The following is a 25,682-nucleotide window of genomic DNA, read 5'->3' on the forward strand; positions in this document are numbered from 1 at the left end:
ATTGTAATGAATTTAAAATATCAAATACCTACCATCAAGTATATATCCAGGCAGTTTTTGCCGTAAAATACAGAGAAGCAATTATTACTAATGAATGTAAGTCTAAAATATTAAGTGTAATTGAAAATTTAATAAATGAAACAGGTTGTAAAACAATAATTGTAAATGGCACAGAAGATCATGTCCATTGTCTTTTAAGTTTAAAACCTACCATTTCAATTTCGGAATTGATGAAAATTGTAAAAGGAAAATCTTCAAAATTTATTAATAATAACCAATTAACTCAATATAGATTTCAATGGCAGGAAGGCTATGACGTTTTCTCTTACAGCCACTCTCACATTAATGCCGGTTATAAATATATTGCGAACCAGGAAGAACATCATAAAAAACAAACCTTTAAAGACGAATATTTATCATTTTTAGATAAATTCAATGTCAAATTTGATGAAAGATATATTTTTGAAAATTTAAAATAATTCAATAAAATTGTAATACATTTTAAACTGGACTAAAGTCCAGCCCTATAATATTGGTCGAGCCGATGGCTCTTTTTGGAGTTCGGGAGGAACGGATTATATTATACAGGCGGATTTTAATCCGGTCTAAAAATAGCAATCGAGCAAATAGCTTTTTTTTCAGAGTTCCGGAGGAACGGATTATATTGTAGGGCCGGATTTTAATCCGGTTAAAAATAGCAATCGAGCCAATAGCTTTTTTTCAAAGTTCCGAAGGAACGGCTTATATTATAGGACCGGATTTTAATCTGGTCTAAAATAGCAATCGAGCCAATAGCTTTTTTTTTACAGAGTCCAGAGCAACGGATTATATTATAGGGCCGGATTTTAATCCGGTTAAAACACGAATGATCCGATACCTCTTTTTCAGAGTTCCGGAGGAACGGATTATATTGTAGAACCGGATTTTAATCCGGTTTACACAGTTTAAATTTCATTTTTTTAATCCCTGTTAAACAAACATCAAATAAATATTGCGAATTAATGAAACCACAATATCTTTCTATTTTATTGCTTTTAATTGGTTGCCAGAAACCGAAATCTGAATTACAAATAACAAATAAAAATCCTGGAGCTAAAACAGAAATGATTAGCACAAAAGATAACTTCTTAAAAACTGATACAATTTCTATTTCTGATTACGGAGAAACATCCAAAGACCATTATATTTTGGCACATCTTTTAGGTCAAAAAGCAGATAAAGACAGTATCGTAACTGCAAAATACCAACTTGATTTTTATCAGAATAAAACCAAGACAACTACATCAAAAATTACAATCAAAGGAGTTGATAAAGAATCAGAATGGGGAGCAATATTCGGATTAGGAACAGAAAGCGCCAAAAACTCACCCTTTATCCAAATTACTTTTGGATATCCTGCTTGTGGCTACAATCAAAACCATTATTTGTATTATTTAAAAAACGATGATATCCAATTGGTTCATGAATGGTATACGATGTCTGACAGCGGTTGGGGAAGTTGGGTAGAATTTGAAAATCCTGGCGCAAAAACAAATCCTGAATCTTTTTATTGCAAAACAGTTTCGTTCGAACCTGACGATAATGATGAAAATATGGGAACAGTTTCGCACTCAGATTCAATTGTTTTTCGATTAAAAGGAAATAACTGGAAAAAACAATTACTCTCGAAAAAAGACAAGACTTACTTTCAGAAAAAAATGTCCTTTGATGACTTTCATTCTGTCAAATAAACTCCAAAAAACAGCCCTTATTCAAATTCTTTCTTAGGTAAATAATTTCTAACTTTGTAAAAAACAAAGCAATGATTGATTTTATATACCAAGACCCTTATCCAATTTTAAAGGATGATACACAGTACCGCAAAATTACTTCTGATTTTGTGAAAGTTGAACAATTTGGAGAACGTGAAGTTTTAACTGTTGACCCAAAAGGTTTAGAATTATTGGCTGAAGAAGCCCTTACAGATGTTTCGTTTATGCTTAGAACGACACATTTGCAAAAATTAAGAAAGATTCTTGACGATCCTGAAGCTACAGATAATGATCGTTTTGTGGCTTACAATTTATTGCAAAATGCGTCTGTTGCTGCCGAAGGTCAGTTACCAAGCTGCCAGGATACCGGAACAGCAATTGTAATGGCAAAAAAAGGTGAAAGCATCTATACAGGTGTTGATGATGCAGAATGGCTGAGCAGAGGAATTTTCAATACCTACCAAAAACGTAATTTACGTTATTCACAGATTGTTCCGATTTCGATGTTTGAAGAAAAAAATTCAGGATCAAATCTTCCGGCGCAAATTGATATCTATGCTAAAAAAGGAACTTCTTATGAGTTTTTATTTATGGCAAAAGGTGGTGGATCTGCTAATAAAACATACTTATATCAGCAAACAAAATCATTATTGAATGAAAAATCAATGGATGCTTTTGTTCGCGCAAAAATAAAAGATTTAGGAACTTCGGCTTGTCCTCCTTACCATTTGGCTTTGGTTATTGGCGGAACTTCTGCCGAAGCGAACTTAAGTGCTGTCAAAAAAGCATCAGCCGGATATTATGACCATTTGCCTACTTCAGGAAATATGGCCGGTCAGGCTTTCCGTGATATCGAATGGGAAGAAAAAGTTCAGAAAATCTGTCAGGAAAGTGCTATTGGCGCTCAATTTGGCGGAAAATATTTCACACATGATGTTCGCGTCATCCGTTTGCCTCGTCACGCAGCTTCTTGCCCGGTAGGATTAGGCGTTTCTTGTTCTGCTGATAGAAATATCAAAGGAAAAATTACAAAAGACGGAATCTTCGTAGAGCAATTAGAAGTTAATCCAAAGCAGTTCTTACCGGAAACAGCACCACATTTAGAAGCTCCTGTAGAAATTGATTTGAATATGCCAATGGCTGATATTTTGGCTAAATTGACTCAATACCCAATAAAAACACGTTTAAAACTAAACGGAACTGTAATTGTAGCCAGAGATATTGCGCATGCAAAAATTATGGAAATGTTGGAAGCTGGAAAACCAATGCCGGAATACTTTAAAAATCATCCTGTTTATTATGCAGGTCCTGCAAAAACTCCGGAAGGAATGGCGTCAGGAAGTTTTGGACCAACAACTGCAGGGCGTATGGACGTTTATGTAGATGAATTCCAAAAACATGGTGGAAGCATGATCATGCTGGCAAAAGGAAACCGTACCAAACAAGTAACTGATGCCTGTAATAAATATGGCGGTTTCTACTTAGGTTCTATTGGTGGTCCGGCGGCAATTTTAGCACAGGATAACATCCTGAAAGTTGAAGTTGTTGATTTTGAAGAATTAGGAATGGAAGCAGTTCGTAAAATTACCGTTAAAGATTTCCCAGCTTTTATCATTACTGATGATAAAGGAAATGATTTCTTTGAAAACTTATAAAAAGCTATAGCCAAAAGGCTCTAAGGCGCAAAGATATTTTTTCTTTGCGCCTTTTTTATATAAGTAATATGAAAATAAAAACTTTGTGTCTTGGTAACTTCGTGGCAAAAAACATTCTTTGCGGTTAATACCTTAAGCAACTTCTTTCTCGAAAGCAATAAAATGTGTCAATTCTCCTTTTAAGTTAAAAACCGGAGCACCATTGATTTTACATTTATACGTTCTGCCATCTTTTTTGTAGTTTTCAATTGTTTTTTCAAAAGGAACCTGCAATTTTATTGCTTCTCTGATCTCTTTTAAAACAATTTTAGAAGTTTCTGGTCCCTGAAACATTTTTGGCGTTTTTCCCAATACTTCCAGTTCAGAATAACCCGTCATTTTTTTTATTCCGTTTGATGCGAAAACGATCTTTAGATCCGGATCTGTTACTAAAACTACTTCTTCCTTAATACGCGTTTCTATTTCGAGATTTTTTTCATTCCATGTAAACTGATTCGAGATCTTATTTACTTTCTTTAAATCAGCAAAAATAGCTTTGAGTTCATTTACATATTCATAATGAAAATCCCATGCTAAAATAGGAACCGAATTACGATGTGATACATCATCAAAATTAGCTTTTTTCATTTCGAATTATTTAATGATATAAAAATCTTTTCAACCAAAGATAGAACGAAAATTCATCACAAAACAAAAAAACTTTCTATTTAACGATTGTTTAATATTGGTTAAAAGGCAAATTTTAATTGTACAATAACTGCTTTTTTTTCTTCTGTATTCAGGTTATTAAGGGAAATACCCAGTAATCGAACTGAATCTTTCATTCGTTCCTGATATAATAATTCTTCTACTGTTTCTAAAATAAGGCTTTTATCCGAAATAAAATAGGGCAATGTTTTACTTCGTGTTTGTTGGGTAAAATCGCTGTATTTAATCTTTAACGTAACCGTTTTTCCCGAAATTTTATGTTTTTTCAATCGTCTTTCCAGTGAAGTTGCAATTGTATCGAGTTGTTCCAGCATGAAAATCTCGGAGGTTAAATTAACATCAAAAGTATTCTCTGCCGCAACTGATTTGGTAATACGATTCGATTTTACCTCGCTGTTATGAATTCCTCGTACTACATTGTAATAAAAAGCACCTGATTTCCCAAAATGTTTCTCTAAAAACTCTACAGATTTACTTTTCAGGTCAGTTCCGGTAAAAATTCCCAATTGATACATTTTTTCAGTCGTTACTTTTCCAACACCGTAAAACTTTCTGATTGGTAATTCTTCTAAAAAAGTTTCTACTTCATCAGGATTTACCGTTTTTTGGCCGTTTGGTTTATTGACATCGCTGGCTATTTTTGCTACAAATTTGTTAATCGAAATTCCTGCTGAAGCAGAGATTCCAACCTCATTTAAAATCCGCAATCTGATTTCCTGAGCCAGCAAACTCGCACTTGGATTTCCTTTTTTATTCTGCGTTACATCCAGATAAGCTTCATCCAGCGAAAGTGGCTCGACCATATCAGTATAATCATGAAAGATTTCATGAATTTTATTCGAAATTTCTTTGTAACGATCAAATCGCGGACGTACAAAAATAATCTCAGGACAATATTTTTTAGCCAAAACCCCGCTTATAGCACTTCGTACACCAAACTTACGGGCTTCATAACTTGCTGCAGAAACTACTCCTCTATTCTCTGAACCACCAACAGCAACAGGTTTTCCGCGTAAAGCAGGATTATCCATCTGCTCTACCGAGGCATAAAAAGCATCCATATCAATATGGATAATTTTTCGATATACAGGCGTTTCAGACATGTTACAAATTTAAGCAGGAAACCTTGAAAATGAGATGCAAAAAATCATAAAAAAAGCTGCAATTAAAAAATTGCAGCTTCTAAACTTATCAAATGATGTTAACTATTTAAAGTCTACACGAATTGCTATCGGTTCGCTTAAATATGCACCTGTTCTGACTTGAACCGTACCTTCAAAATAGGTACGGGGATAATCATTGCCATAATAAAAATCCTCTTCACTAGTCTGTCCGTGAAATGGAAAATTAATTTCTGTACCTTCAGCATTCATATATTTAAAACTAGGATCTTTATCGTAAGTGCTTAATTCTATTTCTCCGGTTCCGTTATTATTGGTAAAAACCAAATAAGAACTTACTTGATACGTTCTAAATAGTGAACCTGGAAGTAAATCTAAATCCACTTTATATCTAAAATCATTTCCTTTCAGCGTCATTATTTCTTTTCCTTTAAAAGTATTTTTATTAATAGAAGCAACTTTTGGTAGTTTTTCCTCTTGCACTACTATATCCTTTTCGAAATAAGCACTAGTGAAGTTACTATATCTAACCGACAGATAATAGTTTCCTTCAGGAACTCCTACAGGAAGAGTAAATTCTATTTTTTTCGTCTCAGTGTTTACAGAATAGTCTATATTATACTCCTTAAATGTAGTTACATTTTCTAATTTAATTCCTGAAATACCAGTTGTCACAAGATCACTTTGAATAGTATTTTTTATCTTTTGAAAATAAATATAGTCCCATGTAGGTTCTGGTTCATTTGAACTCCATCCTCCTATTATGTTATAAGATGAAGCATATGAATATTGGATTTTATTAAAAGTTTTGCTTCTTACTATAAAATGATCCGTATAGAGTTGATCCGTAGTCTTATTTTTAATCACTAACGTATAAACACCTTCATTTTTAGGAGCAGCTGTAAATGCAATTCTTTGTATTTCGTTATCTACGTAACCATGTCCCGTCTTTTTTACACTACTAAGTATTACAGGTAAAACATTTCCGGCATCATCGGTAAGTTTAAGATCCCAGTTAGTCAGGTTCTCATCAAAATTTATCGCTAGGAAAGTAATATCACCACTATTAACAGAAGGCAGCACAACATCTTTCTCAAATTCTAAGAACTCGAATTGTTTAGATTTGGCGTCATCATCACCCGAACAGGATAATATAAATAAAGAAAGAATAAATAATAAAGTAATTTTTGATTTCATAAACTTATTTTTTAAGGCGTAATTTTTGGCAAATATAATTTTTTTTAACTTGCATTTTAATAAAATTTTAAGCGAAAATTCTTTCAAATAAAATTTACTACCTTTTTTCCTGATTAAAGATTCACAACTTAATGTTCACAAACAAATCATTTTCTTTATTTTTGTATTTCTACACGAAATAATAAAAAATGCGAACATTTGTTATAGGCGACATACACGGCGGACTACTCGCACTTGAACAAGTGATGAAAAAAGCCAAAGTTACAATTGATGATACTCTTATATTTTTAGGCGATTATGTTGATGGATGGAGCCAATCGCCACAAGTAATTGATTATTTGATAGACCTTAAAAGCAAGCAAAACTGCATTTGCATCAGAGGAAATCATGATGACTTATTATTGTCCTGGTTTAAAAATAATACCGAAGAGATTGACGAGACTTTGTGGTTTAAACACGGTGGAGAAGCAACGGTTTTGGCCTATAAAAAGGTAAGCGAAGAGAAAAAGCAGGTTCATATAGCTTTTTTAGAATCTTTAGAAGATTATCATCTGGACAATGAAAACCGACTGTTTGTTCATGCCGGTTTTACAAATCTAAATGGTGTGCAGTATGAGTTTTTCTCAAAATTATTTTACTGGGACAGAACTCTTTGGGAGATGGCACTTTCATTAGATCCTAATTTAAAAACAGACGACTTGTTTTACCCAAAACGTTTTACGGTGTACAAAGAAGTTTTTATCGGGCATACTCCGGTGACCCGAATTGGAAAAACTGTTCCGGTACAAAAAGCCTGCATTTGGAATGTAGATACGGGAGCTGCTTTTAAAGGTCCTCTGACGATTATGAACGTCGATACCAAGGAATTCTGGCAAAGCGATCCTTTGAATGAATTGTATTCTGCCGAAAAAGGTAGGAATTAGTTCATAAAAGGTTATTTTTGCACTTTAAAAATTAAATATTTAAGTTTATGAAAAAGGTAATTACACTTTTGTTTTTAGTATCATTTGGATTCACACAAGCTCAACAAGCTTTTAAAGGAAAAGGAGATGTTAAGGTTAACGTTGGTGCTAACATACAAGATGGTGGTTCAGGAATTCAGGGTTCTGTTGATTTTGGCTTAGGCGAAAACTTCTCTTTTGGTTTTGTTGCTAACTACTTATTAGGCGTAGATAATTTTAATGGTTTTTACCACGGTAATCCAACTCCTTATAATGATTACAAACCTGATTTTAGTGATCGTTTTGATGCTAAAGCCAGAATTAATGCTAATTTAAGCAGTGTTATTGGTATTAAGGAATTAGATGTTTATCCAGGTTTAAGCTTAGGATTACACAATTTTGGTGGTCATGTTGGTGGCCGTTATTTCTTTACTGAAGGATTTGGTGTTTTCACAGAAATTGGTTTCCCAATTGCAAAATATGGCAATAACAATGGTGTATTTGATCATTTGAACAATCAGACAACTTTTAGTTTAGGAGCTTCTTTTAATTTGTAAAAAGCCTTTTGCTACAAAGACACTAAGTCGCAAAGTTTATAAAATATGAAACCGCCTAATTGGGCGGTTTTTTTTAGGCCTTAATTATCGCAATGCCCACATAATATAATGTTTTCAAAGCTTTGTGTTCTCTGTGTTTTTATTAAACCTAATTGATAAAAATACTTTGTACACTCTGTGGTATTTATTTAAAAACAAAAACCGCCTGATCGGGCGGTTTTATCGTTTTAAGCTGTAATTGCTATTTATTTACTAACCAAAATACTCCAGTCAGCTCCACTATAGATTTTATGTTTTGCAGAGAAACTTCCTTGGTTTACTGCCAATGAAAAGTTTAAAAGACTATTGAAGTAACAAACATCAGTCCCAACAGGAACTTCTCCAAAAGTATGTACCAATTTTAATTTCCCTTCATATGCTTTTTTAGTTCCGTTGAAGATTTGAATTTTCACCATATCACCTGCTTTTAAATTTAAATTAGCAAATGTTTTTTTATCGATGTTAGTCCAAACATTTCCGTATTGAATATCTAAAATCGGGATTCCGCCTTTGATAATTCCTTTTTCGAAAACCGGTTTTTGGTACTCGATTTTTACTACTTCATTTGGCAATTTAGGCCCAACTTCTTCAAAAGTAATAGTTTTAGACGCTAAACGAGCTCCGGTAAAAGCATAAACATCACGACCGTGAAATGTATAAGATTCATTTGAGTTCTGACGACGGTTTTTTACTTCGTCGATTTCACGAATTTCCTGAATTCCTAATTGTTCCGCAACTAAAGTTAAAGTTCCGTTGTCCGGAGTAACAAAGTAATGACCTGATTTAGTCAGTAAAACTACTGAATGTCTTGCTGTACCAACTCCGGGATCACAAACAGATACAAATACAGTTCCTGCAGGATAATATTGTGCCGTTTGAGACAAACGATAAGCCGCTTCCCAAATATTAAATGCCGGGATTTCGTGCGTTACATCAAATATTTTAATATCGGTAGAAACCCCCATTGCAACCCCTTTCATAGCAGATACTGCCCCATCTTTCAAACCAAAATCTGATTGAAAAACCAATACATTATTTTGTGCGAAACCATTAAATGTCAGAGCGCACAAAAAAAGTAATAAACGTACTTTCATTTTTTCTCTTTTTAAATTTTCAGCAAAGATATTTTATTAAGCCCAATTTTAAAGTCTTCTTTTTATAAAAAACAGTAATTCGTTAAACGATTTCGATTATTTACAATTACATTTGCATTTTATTCAATACTCTATATAAATAGTAGGCATTAGCTTTCAGCTTCTTCTATTCGAATAATTATTACATCATACTCAAAACCAAAACCATCAATGAGAAAAAAACTAAAAATTGTCATAACTGCAATTCTTACTTTATCAAGTACTTTGTTTTTTGCACAAAACCACGAGATAAAAGGAACGATCACAAATGAAAATGGAAACCCGATAGAATTTGCTACTATTCTAATCAAAGGAACTCAAAATACTACGACGAGTGATGCTTTAGGAAAATTTACAATCAACTCATCTGTAAATAACCCAACACTTATTGTTTCATTATTTGGTTATCAAAAGAAAGAAGTGGTTGCAAAAGATCACTTTCTGGACATTCAGCTTATTGCAGAAAGCAACAGTCTTGATGAAATTGTAGTTGTAGGAAGTAGAAATCCAAAGAAAAGCAAATTAGAAACTGCAGTTCCTGTTGACGTTGTAAATTTGGCAAAAATCCGTAATACAACTCCACAAACTACAACAAATGACATCCTTACTTATTTGATCCCATCGTTTAATTCAAACAGACAATCATCTGCTGACGGAACAGAACATATCGATCCGGCTTCTTTAAGAGGTTTAGGTCCTGATCAGGTTCTGGTTTTGATTAACGGAAAAAGAAGACATACCACATCATTGGTAAATTACCAAAACACAGTTGGAAACGGTTCTGTTGGAACAGATTTAAGCGCTATTCCAGCTTCGGCAATTAAACGAATTGAGGTTTTACGTGATGGTGCAGCAGCACAATATGGTTCTGATGCAATTGCAGGTGTGATCAATTTGGTTTTAAAAGACAATGCAGGTTTAGAAGTAAATGCTACTTATGGTTCGACATCTAGAAACGATGGTCAAACTACAAATGTGAACCTAAACTATGGAGCAAAAATTGGCAACAAAGGCGGTTTTATCAATTTAACAGCTGAATTCAACGATCGCCAAAAAACAAATCGTTCTCAAAACAACAACCTAATCATCTTTGATCAATCGGCTGAAGGTAACTTCTTTGCTTACGATTTTGCTGAAAATCCGGCACAATCACGCCAGATTGATAATAATTTATTAGCTCAAAATGGTTTGAAACGTGATGATTTTAATTTTCAGATTGGAGATGCAAAAATCCAGAATATTCAGGGATTTTTTAATGCATCTATTCCGTTAAACGATCAAATTGAGTTTTATGCTTCGGGCGGAGTAAGTCACAGAGAAGGAACTGGTTATGGTTTCAGACGTTTACCAAGTGAGACTGAGAATGTTGTTGCTTCTATTTTCCCTTTCGGATTTCAACCTGAATTAAACTCTGTTGTAACGGATCTTTCTTCTTCTGTTGGTTTCAAATTTAAATTTGGAGAATGGAAACTGGATGTAAGCAACACTATTGGAGAGAACAAATTTATTTATGATGTATCGAATACCAATAACGTTTCGTTAGGAGATAATGGCCAGACAAATTTTAAGGCCGGAAATCACTCTTTCTTGCAAAACACCGTTAATGCTGATGTTTCAAGATTATATAAAGATATTTTCAGCGGTTTGAGTGTTGCATTTGGAGGTGAATATCGTTTTGAAAAATACAAAATTGTTCCTGGCGAAGAAAACTCTTATATCGATGGAGGATCGCAATCATTTCCTGGTTTTTCTCCTTTGAATGCTGTAAACGAAAACAGAAACAGCGTTGGGGTTTATGCCGATGTTGAAGCTGATGTTACGGATAAATTATTGATTGGAATTGCCGGACGTTACGAGGATTTTACTGATTTTGGAAATACCATTAACGGAAAATTATCTGCCAGATATAAAATACTTGACAACCTTTTTGTTCGTGGAGCAATTAGTACAGGTTTTAGAGCGCCATCATTACATCAACAATATTTTAATAATATTGCAACAGATGCGGTTGACGGGCAAATTCTGAATTCGGGAATTTTTAGAAATGACAGTCAGGTAGCGAAAGAACTTGGAATCCCGAAACTGAAAGAGGAAACATCCAGAAATTACAGTTTTGGAATCGTTTTTTCTCCAACCAAAAAACTACACATTACTGCTGATTATTACCACATCAGAATTGATAACAGAATCATTCTTACAGGAAATTTAGGAAATGATGCTGCTGGAGAACCTGTTCCTGCACTACGTGATTTGTTTGCACAATACGGTGCTCAAACCGGACGTTTCTTTACTAATGCCATTAACACTACTACAAACGGAGTTGATGTGGTTATTGATTATGATATGAATGTTGGTCCCGGCAAAATGAATCTTTCGTTATTGTACAACTACAATGCTAATCAAGTAGATGATAAATTAAATAATATTCCGCTTTTATTTGTTGGTCAGGAAGATGTGTATTACGGACCTCAGGAAAGAAGTCTGATAGAAACAAATACACCTAAACACAAAGGTACTTTTGCAATCAATTACAGTTTGACAAAATGGAATTTCTTAGTGAGAAATACTTATTTTGGAGAAGTAATTCGTGATGGTTTTCCTTTTGGAGGAATCCAGAAACACAACGGAAAAGTGGTTACAGATATGACTGTAGCTTACAAAATAACTCCAAAAATTCAGGTTGCATTGGGAGCAAACAATTTATTTGATATTTTCCCGGACAGACAAATTTACGAGAACAGTTACTATGGAGTGTTTAAATATGCGCCGGTACAAATGGGTACAACGGGAGCATATTACTTTACCCGCATGAGTTTTACTTTGTAAATCTAATTTCAAAGCTTATATATGAGCCATAAAATCGGAAAGAAACAATGTCTTATTTACAATAGAACCGCCTATATCGGCGGTTTTTGCTTTTATATTTAGATTGAATTATTAAATTTGATTTTTTTGACCTACTACTTTTTAATGAAACATATTACTTTTAGCGTAAAGTAAATCTTATAAAAACATCTTAAAGCATTTGTCAATTCGCTTTTCCCAAATTACATTTGTAAAAAAATTTAAAAATGAAAAAATTACCCCTCTTTTTTCTTTTGTTGATTGTCGCAAGTTGTAAAAAAGAAATTGACCCAAACATAAACAATGGCAGTAAAATAGAAACTGAGCTTCCTCAGGTAAAAGTCTTAAAAACAGACACAATTGCCATTTCAGGTTATGACACAAAAACCAATTATATAATAGCTTCATTATTAAAAAAGACAGTAACGAAAGAGGGCAACGAAAATGTTCAATACAGACTTGCTTTTTATACTAATAATAAACAAATTGCTTCTAAAGATCTTACTATTAATGATTGTTTTAAGGATTCTGAATGGAGTGCAAATTATGGTTTATCTCCAGATGATGATTCTTCAGTTTCTCCTTTCATTCAACTTGATTATGGTGTTCAGACTGATGGTTCTTTACAAAAACAATATTTATTTTATCTCGCCGATAAAAAATTACAATTAGTGCATGAATGGGAATCTTCAAGTGATAGCGGAGTAGGTTCCTGGACTGTATTTCTAAATGCGAATCCAAAAAATGAGAAACAAACATTTTATTCCAGAAGTGTTTCTTTTGATTATAAAGATGACAATAATGACACTATAGGAATAGCTACTTATTCAGATACTATAAAAATTTATTTTGAAAACGACCAATGGAAAAAGCAACTACTAACTCCAAAGGGTAAAATTTATAGAAAAAAAGAAGTTTCTATTGATAATTTTGACTTTAAAAAATAATTATAGAAAAGCCCGCAATTAAAACTGCTAGGCTATTTTAGTTACCAGAGTTGCTGTAGAAACTGCTTCGCATGAATCTGCAAAATCACCATGTTGGTTATAATCTATAAAGCAGCATATCTGTCACTGACTAAATTTTTAAAATAATCTATAAATAAAAGCCAGCCTTTTAAAAAGCTGGCCTTAATACATTTTTAAAATAAACTGAGAATTTATTTTATATCCATTTCCGGAATTTCTCCCTCAATAATCAAATCTGCTTCTGTCGAAGCGACGATATGTTGTACAGAAACACCTGGCGCACGTTCTAAGAGCTTAAATCCATTTTTTGTTACTTCGAGAACTGCTAATTCAGTTACAACCTTTTTAACGCATCCTACACCCGTTAATGGCAAAGTACATTTTTTCAAAATTTTAGATTCGCCTGCTTTATTAACATGCATCATGGCCACGATTATATTTTCGGCAGATGCTACCAAATCCATTGCGCCTCCCATTCCTTTTACCATTTTGCCGGGAATTTTCCAGTTGGCAATATCTCCGTTTTCTGAAACTTCCATCGCTCCTAAAATCGTCAAGTCTACTTTTTGACTGCGAATCATCCCGAAACTAAAAGCCGAATCAAAGAAACTCGCACCCGGAAGCGTGGTAATTGTTTGTTTTCCTGCATTGATAACATCCGCGTCTTCTTCTCCCGCAAAAGGAAATGGTCCCATACCCAAAACGCCGTTCTCACTTTGAAACTCAACCGCAATATCTTCTCTGACATAATTCGCAACCAAAGTTGGAATCCCAATACCAAGATTGACAAAATACCTGTCTTTTACTTCTTTTGCAATTCGTTTTGCAATATCTTCTTTTGTTAACATATTTTTGAATGTGTCAATTTTTAAATGTGTCAATGTGCAAATGAGTCAATTAGATAATGCTACATTTCGCACAATCTAATCAATTATCTAATTATCACATTTTCTAATTATCTAATTTTTAACCCTAACAGTTCGTTGTTCGATTCTTTTCTCAAACTTCTCACCCTGAAAAATGCGTTGCACCATAATTCCCGGAATATGAATTTGATTTGGATCTAAAGTTCCAACAGGAACCAATTCTTCAACTTCGGCAATTGTAATTTTTGCAGCTCCGGCCATACAAGCATTGAAGTTTCTTGCAGTTCCTTTAAAAATCAGATTTCCGGCTTCATCACCTTTCCATGCTTTTACAATCGCAAAATCAGCTTTAAATGCTTCTTCCATGATATGCATCTTTCCGTTGAATTCACGGACTTCTTTTCCCTCAGCAACTTCAGTTCCATAACCTGCAGGAGTAAAAAAAGCAGGAATTCCAGCTTGTGCAGCACGACAACGTTCAGCCAAAGTTCCTTGTGGAGTAAGTTCAACTTCTAATTCTCCTGAAAGCATCTGACGTTCGAACTCGGCATTTTCACCAACATAAGACGAAATCATTTTTTTGATTTGTTTTTTCTGCAAAAGCAATCCCAAACCAAAATCATCAACTCCGGCATTATTCGAAATACAGGTTAAATCTGAAATTGTTGTATTTACTAATGCCGCAATAGTATTTTCAGGAATTCCGCACAAACCAAAACCACCAAACATAATAGTCATTCCGCCTTCGATTCCTTCTGTAGCATCCTGAACGTTATTTACTTTTTTTGTAATCATAACAAACTGTCTTTATAACTGTATATTTTTGATAAAAATAAGATTTTTAGATCAAATTATAACGATTTCGTAAAAAATAAATCTACATTTTATTTCATTGTAATTTAACAGCCAACTGCAATTAACCGCAGAGTTCACAATAAAAAATGCAAAGTCCGCAAAGCGTAATTTATTAAATAGCTTTGCGAACTTTGTATAAATCTTAGCGCTCTTTGCGGTAAGATCTTATTCCAAAAAAAATCCTTTTGTTTTCTTCTAAATTACTGAAGATTACAAAAGGATTTTTTATTTTAAAGTGAATTTAAACTACAGTTCGAATTCGTCTGTATTTTGTTCTGTTGCAGTGGTATCTTTTACTTTTGGAGCACTGTAACAATCTACTTTTATCGAAAGATTTGCTGGTCGTTCAAACTCTGATTTCGAAACCTTAAGTCCGGCATCAGCATAACAAAGTTTCATGAAATAACCCCAAATTGGCAATGCTGCAGTTGCACCCTGTCCGTAAGTTAAACTTTTAAAACGTGCTGAACGATCTTCACAACCTACCCAAACTCCAGTTACCAGATTAGGCACCATACCCATAAACCAACCATCAGACTGGTTTTGAGTTGTTCCTGTTTTACCGGCAATAGGATTCCTGAACATATACGGATATCCTGTCCAACGCTTGTCTCCGCTTCCACCTCCTTGCGTACGTAAACGTGCACCAGAACCGGTTTCAGTAACACCTTCTAATAATTTGATTACTGCAAAAGCAATATCTTTATTTAAAACGTCGTGAGATTCAGGAATTGGTTCATAAATAACCTCTCCGCTTTTATTCTCAATACGGCTTAAAAATTGCGGTTTTACATATACTCCCTGATTTGCAAATGTGCTGTAAGCAGCAACCATGTCTTCAACCGTAATATCAACAGCACCAAGTGCAATGGATGGCTGTGCAGGAATTTCAGTTTTCACACCTAATTTATGCGTTAATTCGACAACAGCTTCCGGTCCTACGCGATCTATTAATTTTGCAGAAATGGTATTGATCGAATTTGCCAGACCTTGTTTCAATGTAACCATACCGCGGTATCTGTTATCAGAGTTTCTTGGCTCCCAATCCGCAGTAACATTATGACGCCCTTTATGAATCATAAATGGTCCGTCAAGAATAGAATCGCAAGGAGACATATTCAATTGTTCGATTGCAGTTGCATACACAAACGGTTTAAAAGTAGAACCTACTTGTCTCGCCCCTTGCCCAACGTGATCGTATTGGAAATATTTATAATTGATTCCGCCAACCCATGCCTTAATATTTCCGGTTTGCGGTTCCATAGCCATTAAACCAGATTGCAAAAAGTGTTTAAAATAACGAATAGAATCAAGCGGTGTCATTACTGTATCACGTTCACCTTTCCAGGTAAATACGCGCATTTTTGTTTTTACCTTGAAAGAAGCAATGATATCATCTTCACTTTTATCCATATCTTTCATAATGGCCCAACGCGTAGAATTTTTCATCGCCTGCATCATTAGTCGATCCGTTTCTGCCTGAGAAATATTTACAAAAGGCGCATTTTTATTGGTTTTCTGTTCAATAAAAAACTGTTGTTGTAAATTTTTCATATGTTCAGAAACAGCTTCTTCAGCATATGACTGCATTCTTGAATCGATAGTAGTATAAATTTTCAGACCATCTTTGTAGATATCATAATCTGAACCATCAGGTTTTTTATTTTCAGACACCCATTTTTTCATATAATCACGAAGATATTCTCTAAAATACGTAGCTGTTCCTTCGCGGTGACTTTCTAATTTAAATTTTAAGGCAATCGGCAAAGCTTGTAATCTTAATTTCTCAGACTCTGTAATCATTTTGGCTTTTTCCATTTGAGAAAGCACAACGTTACGGCGATTTTTTACTCCTTCAGGATTACGAACCGGATTGTATAAACCTGAATTTTTGAACATACCAACTAACATAGCTGATTCATCCATCGTTAAATCTTTTGGATCTTTAGAGAAATAGGTTTGCGCAGCAGAACTTACTCCAACGGAATAATTTCCAAAATCATATACATTACAATACATCGCCAGAATCTCATTCTTGGTATATTGTCGTTCGAGACGAATGGCAATAATCCATTCTTTTATTTTTTGTACAATCCTGAACGGAAGAAACTTAGATCCTTCTCCGTGAAATAATTGTTTTGCAAGCTGTTGCGTTAATGTACTTGCTCCACCATTAGTTCCTAAACTGAAAACTGCTCTTAAAGTTCCACGTCCGTCAATACCCGAGTGATCATAAAAACGAGCATCTTCAGTAGCAACTAAAGCTTCTACCAAACTTTTTGGCAAATCTGAATACTTAAGTTGAGATCTGTTGGTTTTGAAATATTTACCAATTACTACTCCATCAGACGAAATGATTTCTGTAGCCAAATTAGAATCCGGATTTTCTAAATCTTCAAAAGAAGGCATCGATCCGAATAAACCCCACGAGGCAAATAAAAAGAAAGCTAAAATACCCAATAAGGTATAAGCAAAAATTCTCCAGAATTTCTTTTTATAGTAGTTAATATCCTTATTACTATTAGGTTGATTGTTTTTCTTGATGGCCATAACTATTTTTCTAATCTTTTTGTTCTATTCTAAAACCTACGTCTGTAATACCTTCTAAAGCCTGAACTCCGGGAATTTTTCCTGATTCCCGAACAGCTTGTTTGATATGTACTTTATATTTTCCTTTAAACTTTACATCTTCTTTGTAGTACAGCTTACTTTCTTTTATATCCGTAAAACCATTTCCTAATAAGGTTCCGTCAGGTTTTGCCATTTCATATTCTAAAGTATCTACTTTAGTGAAACCACTAGGTGTTTCAATAGCCACAATTAAAAACAAATTTTTGAACGGATAATTGTTATTATCTCTCAAATTTATAAATAAATTGTATTTTTTGGTGGAATCTAAAACCGGCAGGTCAAAAGTTACAATACTGTCTTTGTTCCAGGCACTTCCAACAGATTTGTACTCATCAAACACTCTTTTTTTATCACAAGAAAAAAGAAGTATTGCTACCAAAAGAAGAATCCCGCTATTTTTTATTCTCATTTTTAGTAATAATTATAGGTTTTCTAGGTTCAGCCGGTTTGTTATCATTCGAATTATTAGCTTTATTCGCTTGATTTGGCTTGTTATTATTCGGTTTGTTCCCTTTATTTGAATTTCCATTTCCTGCCGCAGGTTTATTTTGATTTGGAACTGCCGGCTTGTTTAGATTTGGAACTGCCTGAGGTTTGTTTGGAGTTGCCACAATCGCAGCTTCAGCATTTGGTTTGCGTTTGCGACTTGGTTTTTTCTTTCTTTTTGGCTGGTCAAAACGAGTTAAACTCTCTTGTCCCATTGCGTTATTAAAGTCTTTTTCAGGTTCTGAAACTACTTCAATAGCAAAATCTTCTAGTGATGAAACTTTATTTTTCTGTTTGTTTTCGGCAATAATTTCTTTTACCTGATCAATTTTTAAAACATGCCAGTTTGCAAAATTATTCGTGTAGGCAAACCACATTAACCCTTTAAAAATATCTTGTTTCTGGCAGATTGCATCTCCTTTTTCGGTCACTAATTTAGTATCGTAATCCGGAAAATCTCTCAATGCATCCATATAAGTATCCAACTCATAATTCAGACAACACTTTAATTTTCCGCATTGTCCGGCTAATTTTTGAGGATTTAGCGAAAGCTGTTGGTAACGTGCTGCAGAAGTATTCACACTTCTAAAATCAGTTAGCCAGGTCGAGCAGCAAAGCTCTCTTCCACAAGAACCTATTCCTCCCAAACGAGCTGCTTCCTGACGGAAACCTACTTGTTTCATTTCGACTCTTGTACTGAATTCTTTTGCAAAATCTTTAATCAAAAGTCTAAAATCGACTCTGTCATTCGCAGTGTAGTAAAATGTAGCTTTAGATCCGTCTCCCTGAAATTCAATATCAGAAATTTTCATTTCAAGTTTATGCTGAATAGCCAATTCACGTGCACGAACTTTCATTGGTTCTTCACGATCACGCGCTACAGACCAGATATCAATATCTTTTTGGGATGCTTTTCTATAAATTTTTGGAATTTCGTTGCTTTCGTGATTTACACCTTTCTTTTTCATTTGAATTTTTACCAATTCACCTGTCAAAGTTACAATCCCTATATCATGTCCTGGCGATGCAACAGTTGCTACAATATCGCCAATACTTAAAGTTAGTTTCTCAGAATTTCTAAAAAATTCTTTACGTCCGTTTTTAAAACGAACCTCAACACAATCAAAAATTGCTTCTCCATTAGACGGACTCATGTTTGCGAGCCAGTCAAAGACCGTCAATTTATTGCAGCTATCGGTGCCGCAAGTCCCATTATTTTTACAACCTTTTGGTGCGCCACCATCTGAGGTTGAACAACTTGTACATGCCATAATTTTATATGTAGTGCTGCAAAAGCAGCTTAAGTTCATAAACGTTTGAATCCGTAAAGATAGTATTTTTTTTAGTTTGCTTTTTTATCGATTATTCTAAAGCTCTGTTAAATAGGTAAACTACTCATTTATAAGGCATAATATTTTTAAGACGTTGTTTAAAATGTCTTATTCTATTACTAATTTGTCGTATCACATTAAACTTCAAGAGCATATTATTAGAACTTTGCGGGTTGCAAAAAAACAATTGAACAGATGGAAAAATATTTTAATAAAGATTATGAAAAACTTCTCGTTCATTCTCTTCGTCAACTTTTCAATACAATATACAATCTAGATGTTAAACAGAGTAATAAATGGCACTAAAGGCATTAAATAAAATCAATATATTGTAATAATACAGGAAGTTGCTGACAATCCACTAAACAGCAAATAAGTTTGTGATTTGGCAAATCATTTTTTAAGTAATCAATTTTAATTTGTCTTCTAGCCCTCTCTGCGAAGCCTTTTGATTTCGTAGCGACAACGATAACTCGTAACAGGAAAATTGTTTCACAACAACAATAATTAAGCACTACGGCTTTATATTTTACGTTTTAATTTTTACAACTCTTTTTTTATTCCAAAAATTCACATAAATAATAATTTTAAGTTTTATATTCATTTTCATAATTTTTTTAAACATGTCAACACAAAACAAAATAGGAGAATACATCTTTCAGGAGAATTTCGATGCTGCCAGAGCAGCGCTTAAAAACGGAGAATCGTTTAACGAGCAATATCTTAAAAACAATTTTTCGCAAATAATCACTAAAATTCTTAACGCAAAAGCTATTGATCTAATAGATGCTTTGATAAAAGCGGGTTTTATCGAAACAGATATTTATGAACTGGACAATTTTGACAAATCTATTTTTAGTACTGTTTCCCGGGATTTAAAAGGTGACGAAGAATCTGTTTCATTTTTTAAAGCTCTGATGTCAAAAATGGAAAATATTAATGATGAAGTCAGCGACCAGACTTTATTAGGATATTGCATCGAGAAAGGAGCTGCAGCACCCCTTATTAAAAGTCTAATTGAAGATTCTGGCTGTAATACTCAGTTTAAAAACAATGCGGGAGAAAATTTGATTTACCGTGTTATAAACATTTACGGTTTAGATCCAGAAAAAGGAGCAGCATACATTCGTTTATTAGTGGAAAACGGTCTCGATATTAATGAAAAAAATATCGTTGGTACAACAGCCTTACTTTGTGCGGTAAAAAAGGTCAAAAAAGAATACATTGCATTATTGCTTGATAATGGCGCAGATGCAAATGAAACAGACAACCTCGAGAACAATGCTTTTTATTATGCTGTAGCCGAGCAATCTTCTTATGAAATGTATGATCTTTTGGCTGCTGCTTGTACTGTAAATTTCAATATCATCAACAAAAACGAACGAACGTTATTAACAGAATATATCCGATCGATGTCAGATTCAGAAAGTAGTTTGAAATTTTTAGAACGATTATTATCAGATGGTGCTGATCTTAATTATTGTGCTCAATACTACGGAAAACCAAAATCAGCATTGGATTATATTGCAGAAAAAAACGCCACTATTCTAAAATCTGTATTGGATACTTCATCCATTGACCTCAACGAACAGGACAATGAGGGTAACACATTATTGCATAAAATTTGTGAATACAACGTAAATTATGATGCCGAAACTGCAAAAGAAACGTATAGAAAAGTAAAATTATTATTGGAAAACGGTGCTGATAAAAACATTACGAATGATAAAGACGAAACTGCCCTTATGATTGCTTCGGAAGACAACCTTAAAATAAAAACTGTCGAACTTTTAATGAAATCCTAAGAACAAAATTATATAAAAAAACAACAATATATGTCCATGTCATTTATACTTGCCTGCGAAAACGGCAACAGAAAAATAGCCGAATTACTGCTTCAAAATAAAGAAGTTGATGTAAAATATACCGATGAAAAAGGAAGAACAGCTTTGCATTATGCCGCCCACAGAGGATATCTGGATATCGTGAAACTATTATGCGAAGATGGTGCCGATATCAATTATGAAGATCACGAGGGAGAAACGCCTTTATTCTTCTCCTGTTTGCAAAAACAAAAACAAACTACACTTTATCTCCTGGAAAATGGTGCAAAAATTGAAATAAACGACAAAAGCGGTAACAGTCTTTTGCATTTAACAGTTCAGACTGCACAAGTTGAAATAGCTTCAAAATTATTAGACGCCGGAATAGATGTGGATCTTTTGAACAACAATGGCGAAACACCTCTGTTAATTGCTTCCAGAAAACAAAATCGCGAAATAATACAATTACTTTTAGATAAGGACGCTAATATTAATGCCACTGACAAACAAGGAAATACTCCTTTGATTTTCGCTTGTTACACAAAATCTTTACCAATGGTAACTTTGCTGCTGGACAATGGCGCCGACATTAACCACATGAATCACGCAGGTGAAAATGCACTGCTCAGTGCGTGTTACGAAACCAACAGAATGCTTGCCAAATTATTAGTTGAAAGAGGTGCTAATGTATTTACTTCAAACAGTAGTGGTCATTCACCTGTTTGGTACGCCTGCAGCAACAATCAAAAAGAAATCGTGGGCTTATTTTTAGACAATGGGGTTGATGTAAACTTTAGCAAACCAGTTGCCGAAGATACCTCATCGATGAATGATTACCTGGATTGGGTGATCAGCGCAACGAATATTGCGGTCGATTCTAGTTTTACACTCAACAGCAGTTACAGTTATGGTGGCGAAAGCCTGTTGCATATTGCCACAAAAAAAGGCAATCTGAGTATGGCCAAACTGCTGATCGACGCAGGCGCAAACATCAACATACAAGACGAATCCGGAAATACACCTTTGCATTACAGTGCGGCAAGCGGCAAAAAAGATGTAGTGAAGTATTTACTTGAAAACAACGCCGATGCCACAATCGTAAACGTGAAAGAACAAAAAGCTATTGATTACTCAAATGTAAAAGGATTTAATGAAATTACCGAAATGATTTTGAAAGTTGCGCCATCCCGAACAGTTGTTACTCCAATTAAAACAGTTGCAACAGAAGAAAACAATAGTACAGTAAGTTCTATGGAAGAAAAGAAAAAAGCTTTATTGGATCTTAAGGAACTTTTAGATGCCGGTATTTTAAATACTGAAGAATTTGAGACAGAGAAAAGTAAAATCCTAAAAGGATAAAATTCAGACCTGGCAGGTTTTTAAAATCTGTCAGGTCTAAAAACTTATAGCTTTTTTTTAAGCATATCTTTAAAAAATTTTACAACCTACATTGACAAAGGCGGACTTTCTAATCAAGAATTTATAGATTTTAATAATGATGGTTATTTCGACATCTTGTTTTCTCGTGGAGAACAGAGGGGTGACCATGAACTTTATCTGTATGATTCATTAAATAATACTTTTGTGAAATCTATAGGCTTTGAACGTATCCGTGAGCCTGTTCAACTAAAATCCAATCCTAATTATTGGTATAGCTATTGCCGGGCAGGTTGCGCCGATATCAATTGAACAAGCAAACTATTTACATTCAAAAATTTTGAAAAGGTTGAATTAGGCAATATCTATGGGAAAGGTTGTGATGAAGAAGCAAAATCCCAAAGTATTCAAGTTTATAAGGTGCTTAAAAATGATGAAAATAATTTAAAATTGATAAAAAAACTTCCATATTCAGTCTTACATTGTAATGCAGACAAATGGAATTTCATCGAAGAATATTGGAACAAAAACTATCAAAAATTCAAATAGTACTGAACACAAAATATACGCTGCCTAACATTCAGTTGGATTAGGTCGGGCTAGTTGCGAATTGCACGTTTGCACAGGCCTTCTCTTACTATTTTGAGCTGATAACGAGGTGATGGTACTTTTATAAATAGAGGGTTTTCATAAATGAACTATTTTTATAAAATATAAATTCCACTTAAAAAACATTAAACATTATCCTCATAATGAAACATTTTTTCTCACTTTTATTAATTGTATTAGCCTTTTCTTACTCACAAGCACAAAATGATTCTATAAAAGTTCTTACTTTTAAAGTCAACTTTCCTGCCGATTCATCAAGCATAGATGATATTGATTTTACTAAAGAAAAACCTGAATGCGAATTTGAATTAAAAGGTGAAATTCCCTTAAAATATTCTTTCCGTTTACAAAATGACTCAATTGCGTCACTTTATCAATTAAAAAACAATGAATTTCAATTTCAGGAAAATATGAGTTATCAACCTTTTCCCTGGAACTTTGATAATGATTTGCTTATTTCAAATTTTAAAATTATCGACTTTGACAATGATGGAGACGAAGATCTACTGTGTTGGGTATTTTCTAATGTAAATACTAATGAATGGACCATTATATTTATTAATGATCAAACACAACAAAAACTCGTAAGGCTCTATAATACAGCTGACGATACTGATATCTGGAACAGACCTGAATTTGACAAAGAAACCAGCACTATAAATACCGAACTTTATGGAAGCGCTTATGGAAGATCTGAAGAAAGCAGTTATCTTTTAAAAACCGATCTTACTATTATACCCATAAAAAAACATTTTCAGCACCGAACAGGAAAACATATGATTGATTACGAATACATTGGAAAAAACGGGAAATGGAAATTAAAGTCTAAAAATAAAGTAAAAGCAGAGAAAGACTAACAGAAACATAACCATTAGACATTTATGAATAAATACTTAATATTTACAACAGCAATTTTAATATTATTAGGAAACGTTAATTGCAGTAAAACAAAAAAAGGACCAGCACAAATTCAGGAAGCCCTTAATGTGGTGGAAGAAGTTCCTGAAAATGAGATTTCAGAAATTGAAATAGGAAAAAATCCTGCAGATTTTGTTCCAAAAGGCTATGTAATCTTTGATACCATTTATGGTGATTTAAATAAAGATAAAATCGAAGACTGTGTTCTAATTATAAAAGGCACTAACAAAAGTGAGATCGTTAAAGACGAATACCGCGGTGAATTAGATCGTAATCGCAGGGGCATTATCGTTCTGTTAAACAAAAATAAAGGTTACGAACTGGCTGTTAAAAACTATGACTGTTTTTCTTCTGAAAATGAAGAAGGCGGTGTTTATTTTGCACCGGAACTAGGCGTTGAAATAACCAAAGGAAAACTTTTTGTACATTATGCCCACGGAAGATACGGCTATTGGAGATATATGTTTAGACTTCAAAATTCAGATCTTGAACTTATTGGCTACGATGCAAGTAGCAATCACGGACCTACAGTTCTTACTGAAACAAGTATAAATTTCTTAACCAGAAAAAAAATAGTAAACGAAAACGCAAACCCGAATATCGATGAACCTGAGATGTTTGAAAAGAAGGAAACAAAAATCAATAAAATAAAACTACTTAAATTATCTGAAATAGAAGATTTTGATAAGCTTGAAGTTTCAGAAGAGTAAAACAATACTTATTAATGAATATCATTTAAGTTGTATCAAAAATAGACTCTAATCTTTAAAGCATTTTCAAAATCAAATATGAAACTAAAAATTTATTTAATAATTTTTCTCTTAACAGCAGTATCTACTTTACACGCACAGAAAGCCTATTTTATTAATGATTTCATGAAAGGCTATACTTTGTACTTTGTGCGGGATACAACCAACTCAGAAATAAAAGAATATTATAAACTTACTGAAAATGAAAGTAAAAAAATAGCACTTGAATATGGTACAAAAGAACTTTCTACGCCACAAATCAACAAAACAGCGAAGACAACAACATTCAAAAGCATATCTAATAAAAATATCAGTGTACTGGGAGATGTGAATTTTGACGGAAGACCCGATATTATCATTTTTTATCCAGAACTTTTTGATGAAGGATGCTATTCACCACAGGCAACAGCAAGTATCTTTATTAATACGCCAGCAGGTTTTGTCCCTAGTCCAAATATAAGCAGTATTTATGATAATACTCATTGTGTGCGAGGCGGTTCATTTGAGATTAATCCTAAATACAAACGAATCATAACATCGAGTTCTGGCGGAGCTGCTCTTCATGGCATCGAACATTTCACCGTTACCGGTAAAGAAGCAAAAATGTTGTCCAGTTATGTAGAAGATGGTTTTGTAGAAGGTCCTTTTTCTCAAATAACAGGAAAGAGATGGGAAAACAACCAATATGTTCCTTTTACTTCTTTGTCGCTCTATGAATCCAGTTTAAATGAAAGAAAACTACTTGCTTTCGACACAAAAAACGGCAAAGGACGTGTGATCTTATTTAAAGCTGATAACATATTGTATTATGCTTTTCAGCAAAACGACGAATATAAATTTGTTTCTTTTGCACATCCGTCCAGTCCGGAAAAAGCCGGTAAAGCAATATTTAAATTCAGGAAACAAAATGCAGATTACGAATTGGAGTTTAATAGCGGCAACATAAAATACCTCATCTATGAAACACCTAACGCAGTTGGTATTAAAATTAATGTAAACGGAAAAATATCAGATTGGCAAGGTATGGATAAAGAAGGAACTTTGTCTTCTTTGACAAATGCTAAATTTGTAAATCTTGTTAAATAATAGTCAATCTAAAAAGATAAAAGAGCCACAAATTGTG

General features: G+C 33.7%; 21 protein-coding genes. 12 read left to right on the forward strand and 9 right to left on the reverse strand.

Features of this window, described 5'->3' with window-relative positions:
- Positions 1-17: 17 nt before the first annotated feature.
- The 3 genes from tnpA to QLQ94_RS04535 all read left to right on the forward strand — a co-directional run bounded on the left by tnpA (position 18) and on the right by QLQ94_RS04535 (position 3,406).
- Positions 18-479 carry an IS200/IS605 family transposase gene (gene tnpA, locus QLQ94_RS04525; RefSeq protein ID WP_482499944.1) on the forward strand — a complete coding sequence of 154 codons (462 nt, stop codon included), beginning with the start codon at positions 18-20 and terminating at the stop codon, positions 477-479.
- A gap of 522 nt (positions 480-1,001) precedes the next feature.
- Positions 1,002-1,730, forward strand: a complete 729-nt coding sequence (locus QLQ94_RS04530) for a hypothetical protein (RefSeq protein WP_271333971.1) — start codon at positions 1,002-1,004, stop codon at positions 1,728-1,730.
- Positions 1,731-1,801: 71 nt separating this feature from the next.
- Positions 1,802-3,406, forward strand: a complete 1,605-nt coding sequence (locus tag QLQ94_RS04535) for a fumarate hydratase (protein WP_271333970.1) — start codon at positions 1,802-1,804, stop codon at positions 3,404-3,406.
- A gap of 132 nt (positions 3,407-3,538) precedes the next feature.
- Here QLQ94_RS04535 and QLQ94_RS04540 read toward each other — a convergent pair whose 3' ends face one another.
- The 3 genes from QLQ94_RS04540 to QLQ94_RS04550 all read right to left on the reverse strand — a co-directional run bounded on the left by QLQ94_RS04540 (position 3,539) and on the right by QLQ94_RS04550 (position 6,432).
- On the reverse strand, positions 3,539-4,033 hold the full coding sequence (locus QLQ94_RS04540) for a PAS domain-containing protein (RefSeq protein WP_271333969.1): 495 nt from the start codon (positions 4,031-4,033) through the stop codon (positions 3,539-3,541).
- 101 nt (positions 4,034-4,134) lie between these two features.
- Positions 4,135-5,217 (reverse strand): DNA polymerase IV, encoded by a 1,083-nt coding sequence (dinB, locus tag QLQ94_RS04545; protein ID WP_271333968.1) that lies wholly within the window; start codon positions 5,215-5,217, stop codon positions 4,135-4,137.
- Positions 5,218-5,319: 102 nt separating this feature from the next.
- The gene (locus QLQ94_RS04550; protein ID WP_271333967.1) at positions 5,320-6,432 is read right to left on the reverse strand and encodes a hypothetical protein; all 1,113 of its coding nucleotides are present in this window, start codon (positions 6,430-6,432) and stop codon (positions 5,320-5,322) included.
- 188 nt (positions 6,433-6,620) lie between these two features.
- On the opposite strand from QLQ94_RS04550, the gene QLQ94_RS04555 reads away from it, so the two are divergent.
- The gene (locus QLQ94_RS04555) at positions 6,621-7,355 is read left to right on the forward strand and encodes a metallophosphoesterase family protein (protein ID WP_271333966.1); all 735 of its coding nucleotides are present in this window, start codon (positions 6,621-6,623) and stop codon (positions 7,353-7,355) included.
- Positions 7,356-7,402: 47 nt separating this feature from the next.
- Positions 7,403-7,930, forward strand: a complete 528-nt coding sequence (locus QLQ94_RS04560) for a DUF6646 family protein (RefSeq protein ID WP_271333965.1) — start codon at positions 7,403-7,405, stop codon at positions 7,928-7,930.
- 245 nt (positions 7,931-8,175) lie between these two features.
- Here QLQ94_RS04560 and QLQ94_RS04565 read toward each other — a convergent pair whose 3' ends face one another.
- Entirely contained in the window at positions 8,176-9,063 is an 888-nt protein-coding gene (locus tag QLQ94_RS04565) for an SAM hydrolase/SAM-dependent halogenase family protein (RefSeq protein ID WP_271333964.1), read from the reverse strand.
- A gap of 210 nt (positions 9,064-9,273) precedes the next feature.
- On the opposite strand from QLQ94_RS04565, the gene QLQ94_RS04570 reads away from it, so the two are divergent.
- Together QLQ94_RS04570 and QLQ94_RS04575 are read left to right on the forward strand one after the other, a co-directional pair.
- Positions 9,274-11,928, forward strand: a complete 2,655-nt coding sequence (locus tag QLQ94_RS04570; RefSeq protein ID WP_271333963.1) for a TonB-dependent receptor — start codon at positions 9,274-9,276, stop codon at positions 11,926-11,928.
- 245 nt (positions 11,929-12,173) lie between these two features.
- A complete protein-coding gene (locus QLQ94_RS04575) occupies positions 12,174-12,893 on the forward strand; it encodes a hypothetical protein (RefSeq protein WP_271333962.1) in 720 nt (239 codons plus the stop codon).
- Between the two features lie 212 nt (positions 12,894-13,105).
- On the opposite strand, the gene QLQ94_RS04580 is transcribed toward QLQ94_RS04575, so the two are convergent.
- The 5 genes from QLQ94_RS04580 to QLQ94_RS04600 all read right to left on the reverse strand — a co-directional run bounded on the left by QLQ94_RS04580 (position 13,106) and on the right by QLQ94_RS04600 (position 19,023).
- Positions 13,106-13,762 carry a 3-oxoacid CoA-transferase subunit B gene (locus QLQ94_RS04580; protein ID WP_271333961.1) on the reverse strand — a complete coding sequence of 219 codons (657 nt, stop codon included), beginning with the start codon at positions 13,760-13,762 and terminating at the stop codon, positions 13,106-13,108.
- Positions 13,763-13,873: 111 nt separating this feature from the next.
- A complete protein-coding gene (locus QLQ94_RS04585) occupies positions 13,874-14,575 on the reverse strand; it encodes a CoA transferase subunit A (RefSeq protein WP_271333960.1) in 702 nt (233 codons plus the stop codon).
- A 306-nt stretch (positions 14,576-14,881) separates the two neighbouring features.
- Positions 14,882-17,185: a penicillin-binding protein 1A gene (locus tag QLQ94_RS04590; protein WP_271333959.1), complete on the reverse strand. Its 2,304-nt coding sequence runs from the start codon at positions 17,183-17,185 to the stop codon at positions 14,882-14,884.
- 10 nt (positions 17,186-17,195) lie between these two features.
- Entirely contained in the window at positions 17,196-17,675 is a 480-nt protein-coding gene (locus QLQ94_RS04595; RefSeq protein WP_271333958.1) for a gliding motility lipoprotein GldH, read from the reverse strand.
- Positions 17,659-19,023: a PSP1 domain-containing protein gene (locus QLQ94_RS04600; RefSeq protein ID WP_271333957.1), complete on the reverse strand. Its 1,365-nt coding sequence runs from the start codon at positions 19,021-19,023 to the stop codon at positions 17,659-17,661. Before QLQ94_RS04600 ends, QLQ94_RS04595 begins: the two co-directional genes overlap by 17 nt.
- A 683-nt stretch (positions 19,024-19,706) precedes the next feature.
- Here QLQ94_RS04600 and QLQ94_RS04605 point away from each other — a divergent pair.
- From QLQ94_RS04605 to QLQ94_RS04625, 5 genes are all read left to right on the forward strand, one after another.
- Positions 19,707-20,888: an ankyrin repeat domain-containing protein gene (locus tag QLQ94_RS04605; RefSeq protein WP_271333956.1), complete on the forward strand. Its 1,182-nt coding sequence runs from the start codon at positions 19,707-19,709 to the stop codon at positions 20,886-20,888.
- Between the two features lie 36 nt (positions 20,889-20,924).
- Complete coding sequence (locus tag QLQ94_RS04610) at positions 20,925-22,265, forward strand: ankyrin repeat domain-containing protein (protein ID WP_482499256.1); 1,341 nt, start codon at positions 20,925-20,927, stop codon at positions 22,263-22,265.
- Positions 22,266-23,035: 770 nt separating this feature from the next.
- Positions 23,036-23,749, forward strand: coding sequence for a hypothetical protein (locus tag QLQ94_RS04615; RefSeq protein WP_271333954.1), 714 nt, complete (start codon positions 23,036-23,038; stop codon positions 23,747-23,749).
- A 24-nt stretch (positions 23,750-23,773) separates the two neighbouring features.
- Positions 23,774-24,520, forward strand: coding sequence for a hypothetical protein (locus QLQ94_RS04620; protein ID WP_271333953.1), 747 nt, complete (start codon positions 23,774-23,776; stop codon positions 24,518-24,520).
- A 78-nt stretch (positions 24,521-24,598) separates the two neighbouring features.
- Positions 24,599-25,645 (forward strand): XAC2610-related protein, encoded by a 1,047-nt coding sequence (locus QLQ94_RS04625; protein ID WP_271333952.1) that lies wholly within the window; start codon positions 24,599-24,601, stop codon positions 25,643-25,645.
- Positions 25,646-25,682: the final 37 nt, after the last annotated feature.

The sequence above is a fragment of the Flavobacterium sp. B114r genome (assembly GCF_056824125.1).

What these genes read in the sequence shown, in the direction of transcription:
- QLQ94_RS04530 (WP_271333971.1), top strand. Translation starts at nt 1,002, where the DNA reads ATGAAACCACAATATCTTTCTATTTTATTGCTTTTAATTGGTTGCCAG.
- QLQ94_RS04535 (WP_271333970.1), top strand. Translation starts at nt 1,802, where the DNA reads ATGATTGATTTTATATACCAAGACCCTTATCCAATTTTAAAGGATGAT.
- QLQ94_RS04540 (WP_271333969.1), bottom strand. Translation starts at nt 4,033, where the DNA reads ATGAAAAAAGCTAATTTTGATGATGTATCACATCGTAATTCGGTTCCT.
- dinB (WP_271333968.1), bottom strand. Translation starts at nt 5,217, where the DNA reads ATGTCTGAAACGCCTGTATATCGAAAAATTATCCATATTGATATGGAT.
- QLQ94_RS04550 (WP_271333967.1), bottom strand. Translation starts at nt 6,432, where the DNA reads ATGAAATCAAAAATTACTTTATTATTTATTCTTTCTTTATTTATATTA.
- QLQ94_RS04555 (WP_271333966.1), top strand. Translation starts at nt 6,621, where the DNA reads ATGCGAACATTTGTTATAGGCGACATACACGGCGGACTACTCGCACTT.
- QLQ94_RS04560 (WP_271333965.1), top strand. Translation starts at nt 7,403, where the DNA reads ATGAAAAAGGTAATTACACTTTTGTTTTTAGTATCATTTGGATTCACA.
- QLQ94_RS04565 (WP_271333964.1), bottom strand. Translation starts at nt 9,063, where the DNA reads ATGAAAGTACGTTTATTACTTTTTTTGTGCGCTCTGACATTTAATGGT.
- QLQ94_RS04570 (WP_271333963.1), top strand. Translation starts at nt 9,274, where the DNA reads ATGAGAAAAAAACTAAAAATTGTCATAACTGCAATTCTTACTTTATCA.
- QLQ94_RS04575 (WP_271333962.1), top strand. Translation starts at nt 12,174, where the DNA reads ATGAAAAAATTACCCCTCTTTTTTCTTTTGTTGATTGTCGCAAGTTGT.
- QLQ94_RS04580 (WP_271333961.1), bottom strand. Translation starts at nt 13,762, where the DNA reads ATGTTAACAAAAGAAGATATTGCAAAACGAATTGCAAAAGAAGTAAAA.
- QLQ94_RS04585 (WP_271333960.1), bottom strand. Translation starts at nt 14,575, where the DNA reads ATGATTACAAAAAAAGTAAATAACGTTCAGGATGCTACAGAAGGAATC.
- QLQ94_RS04590 (WP_271333959.1), bottom strand. Translation starts at nt 17,185, where the DNA reads ATGGCCATCAAGAAAAACAATCAACCTAATAGTAATAAGGATATTAAC.
- QLQ94_RS04595 (WP_271333958.1), bottom strand. Translation starts at nt 17,675, where the DNA reads ATGAGAATAAAAAATAGCGGGATTCTTCTTTTGGTAGCAATACTTCTT.
- QLQ94_RS04600 (WP_271333957.1), bottom strand. Translation starts at nt 19,023, where the DNA reads ATGGCATGTACAAGTTGTTCAACCTCAGATGGTGGCGCACCAAAAGGT.
- QLQ94_RS04605 (WP_271333956.1), top strand. Translation starts at nt 19,707, where the DNA reads ATGTCAACACAAAACAAAATAGGAGAATACATCTTTCAGGAGAATTTC.
- QLQ94_RS04610 (WP_482499256.1), top strand. Translation starts at nt 20,925, where the DNA reads ATGTCATTTATACTTGCCTGCGAAAACGGCAACAGAAAAATAGCCGAA.
- QLQ94_RS04615 (WP_271333954.1), top strand. Translation starts at nt 23,036, where the DNA reads ATGAAACATTTTTTCTCACTTTTATTAATTGTATTAGCCTTTTCTTAC.
- QLQ94_RS04620 (WP_271333953.1), top strand. Translation starts at nt 23,774, where the DNA reads ATGAATAAATACTTAATATTTACAACAGCAATTTTAATATTATTAGGA.
- QLQ94_RS04625 (WP_271333952.1), top strand. Translation starts at nt 24,599, where the DNA reads ATGAAACTAAAAATTTATTTAATAATTTTTCTCTTAACAGCAGTATCT.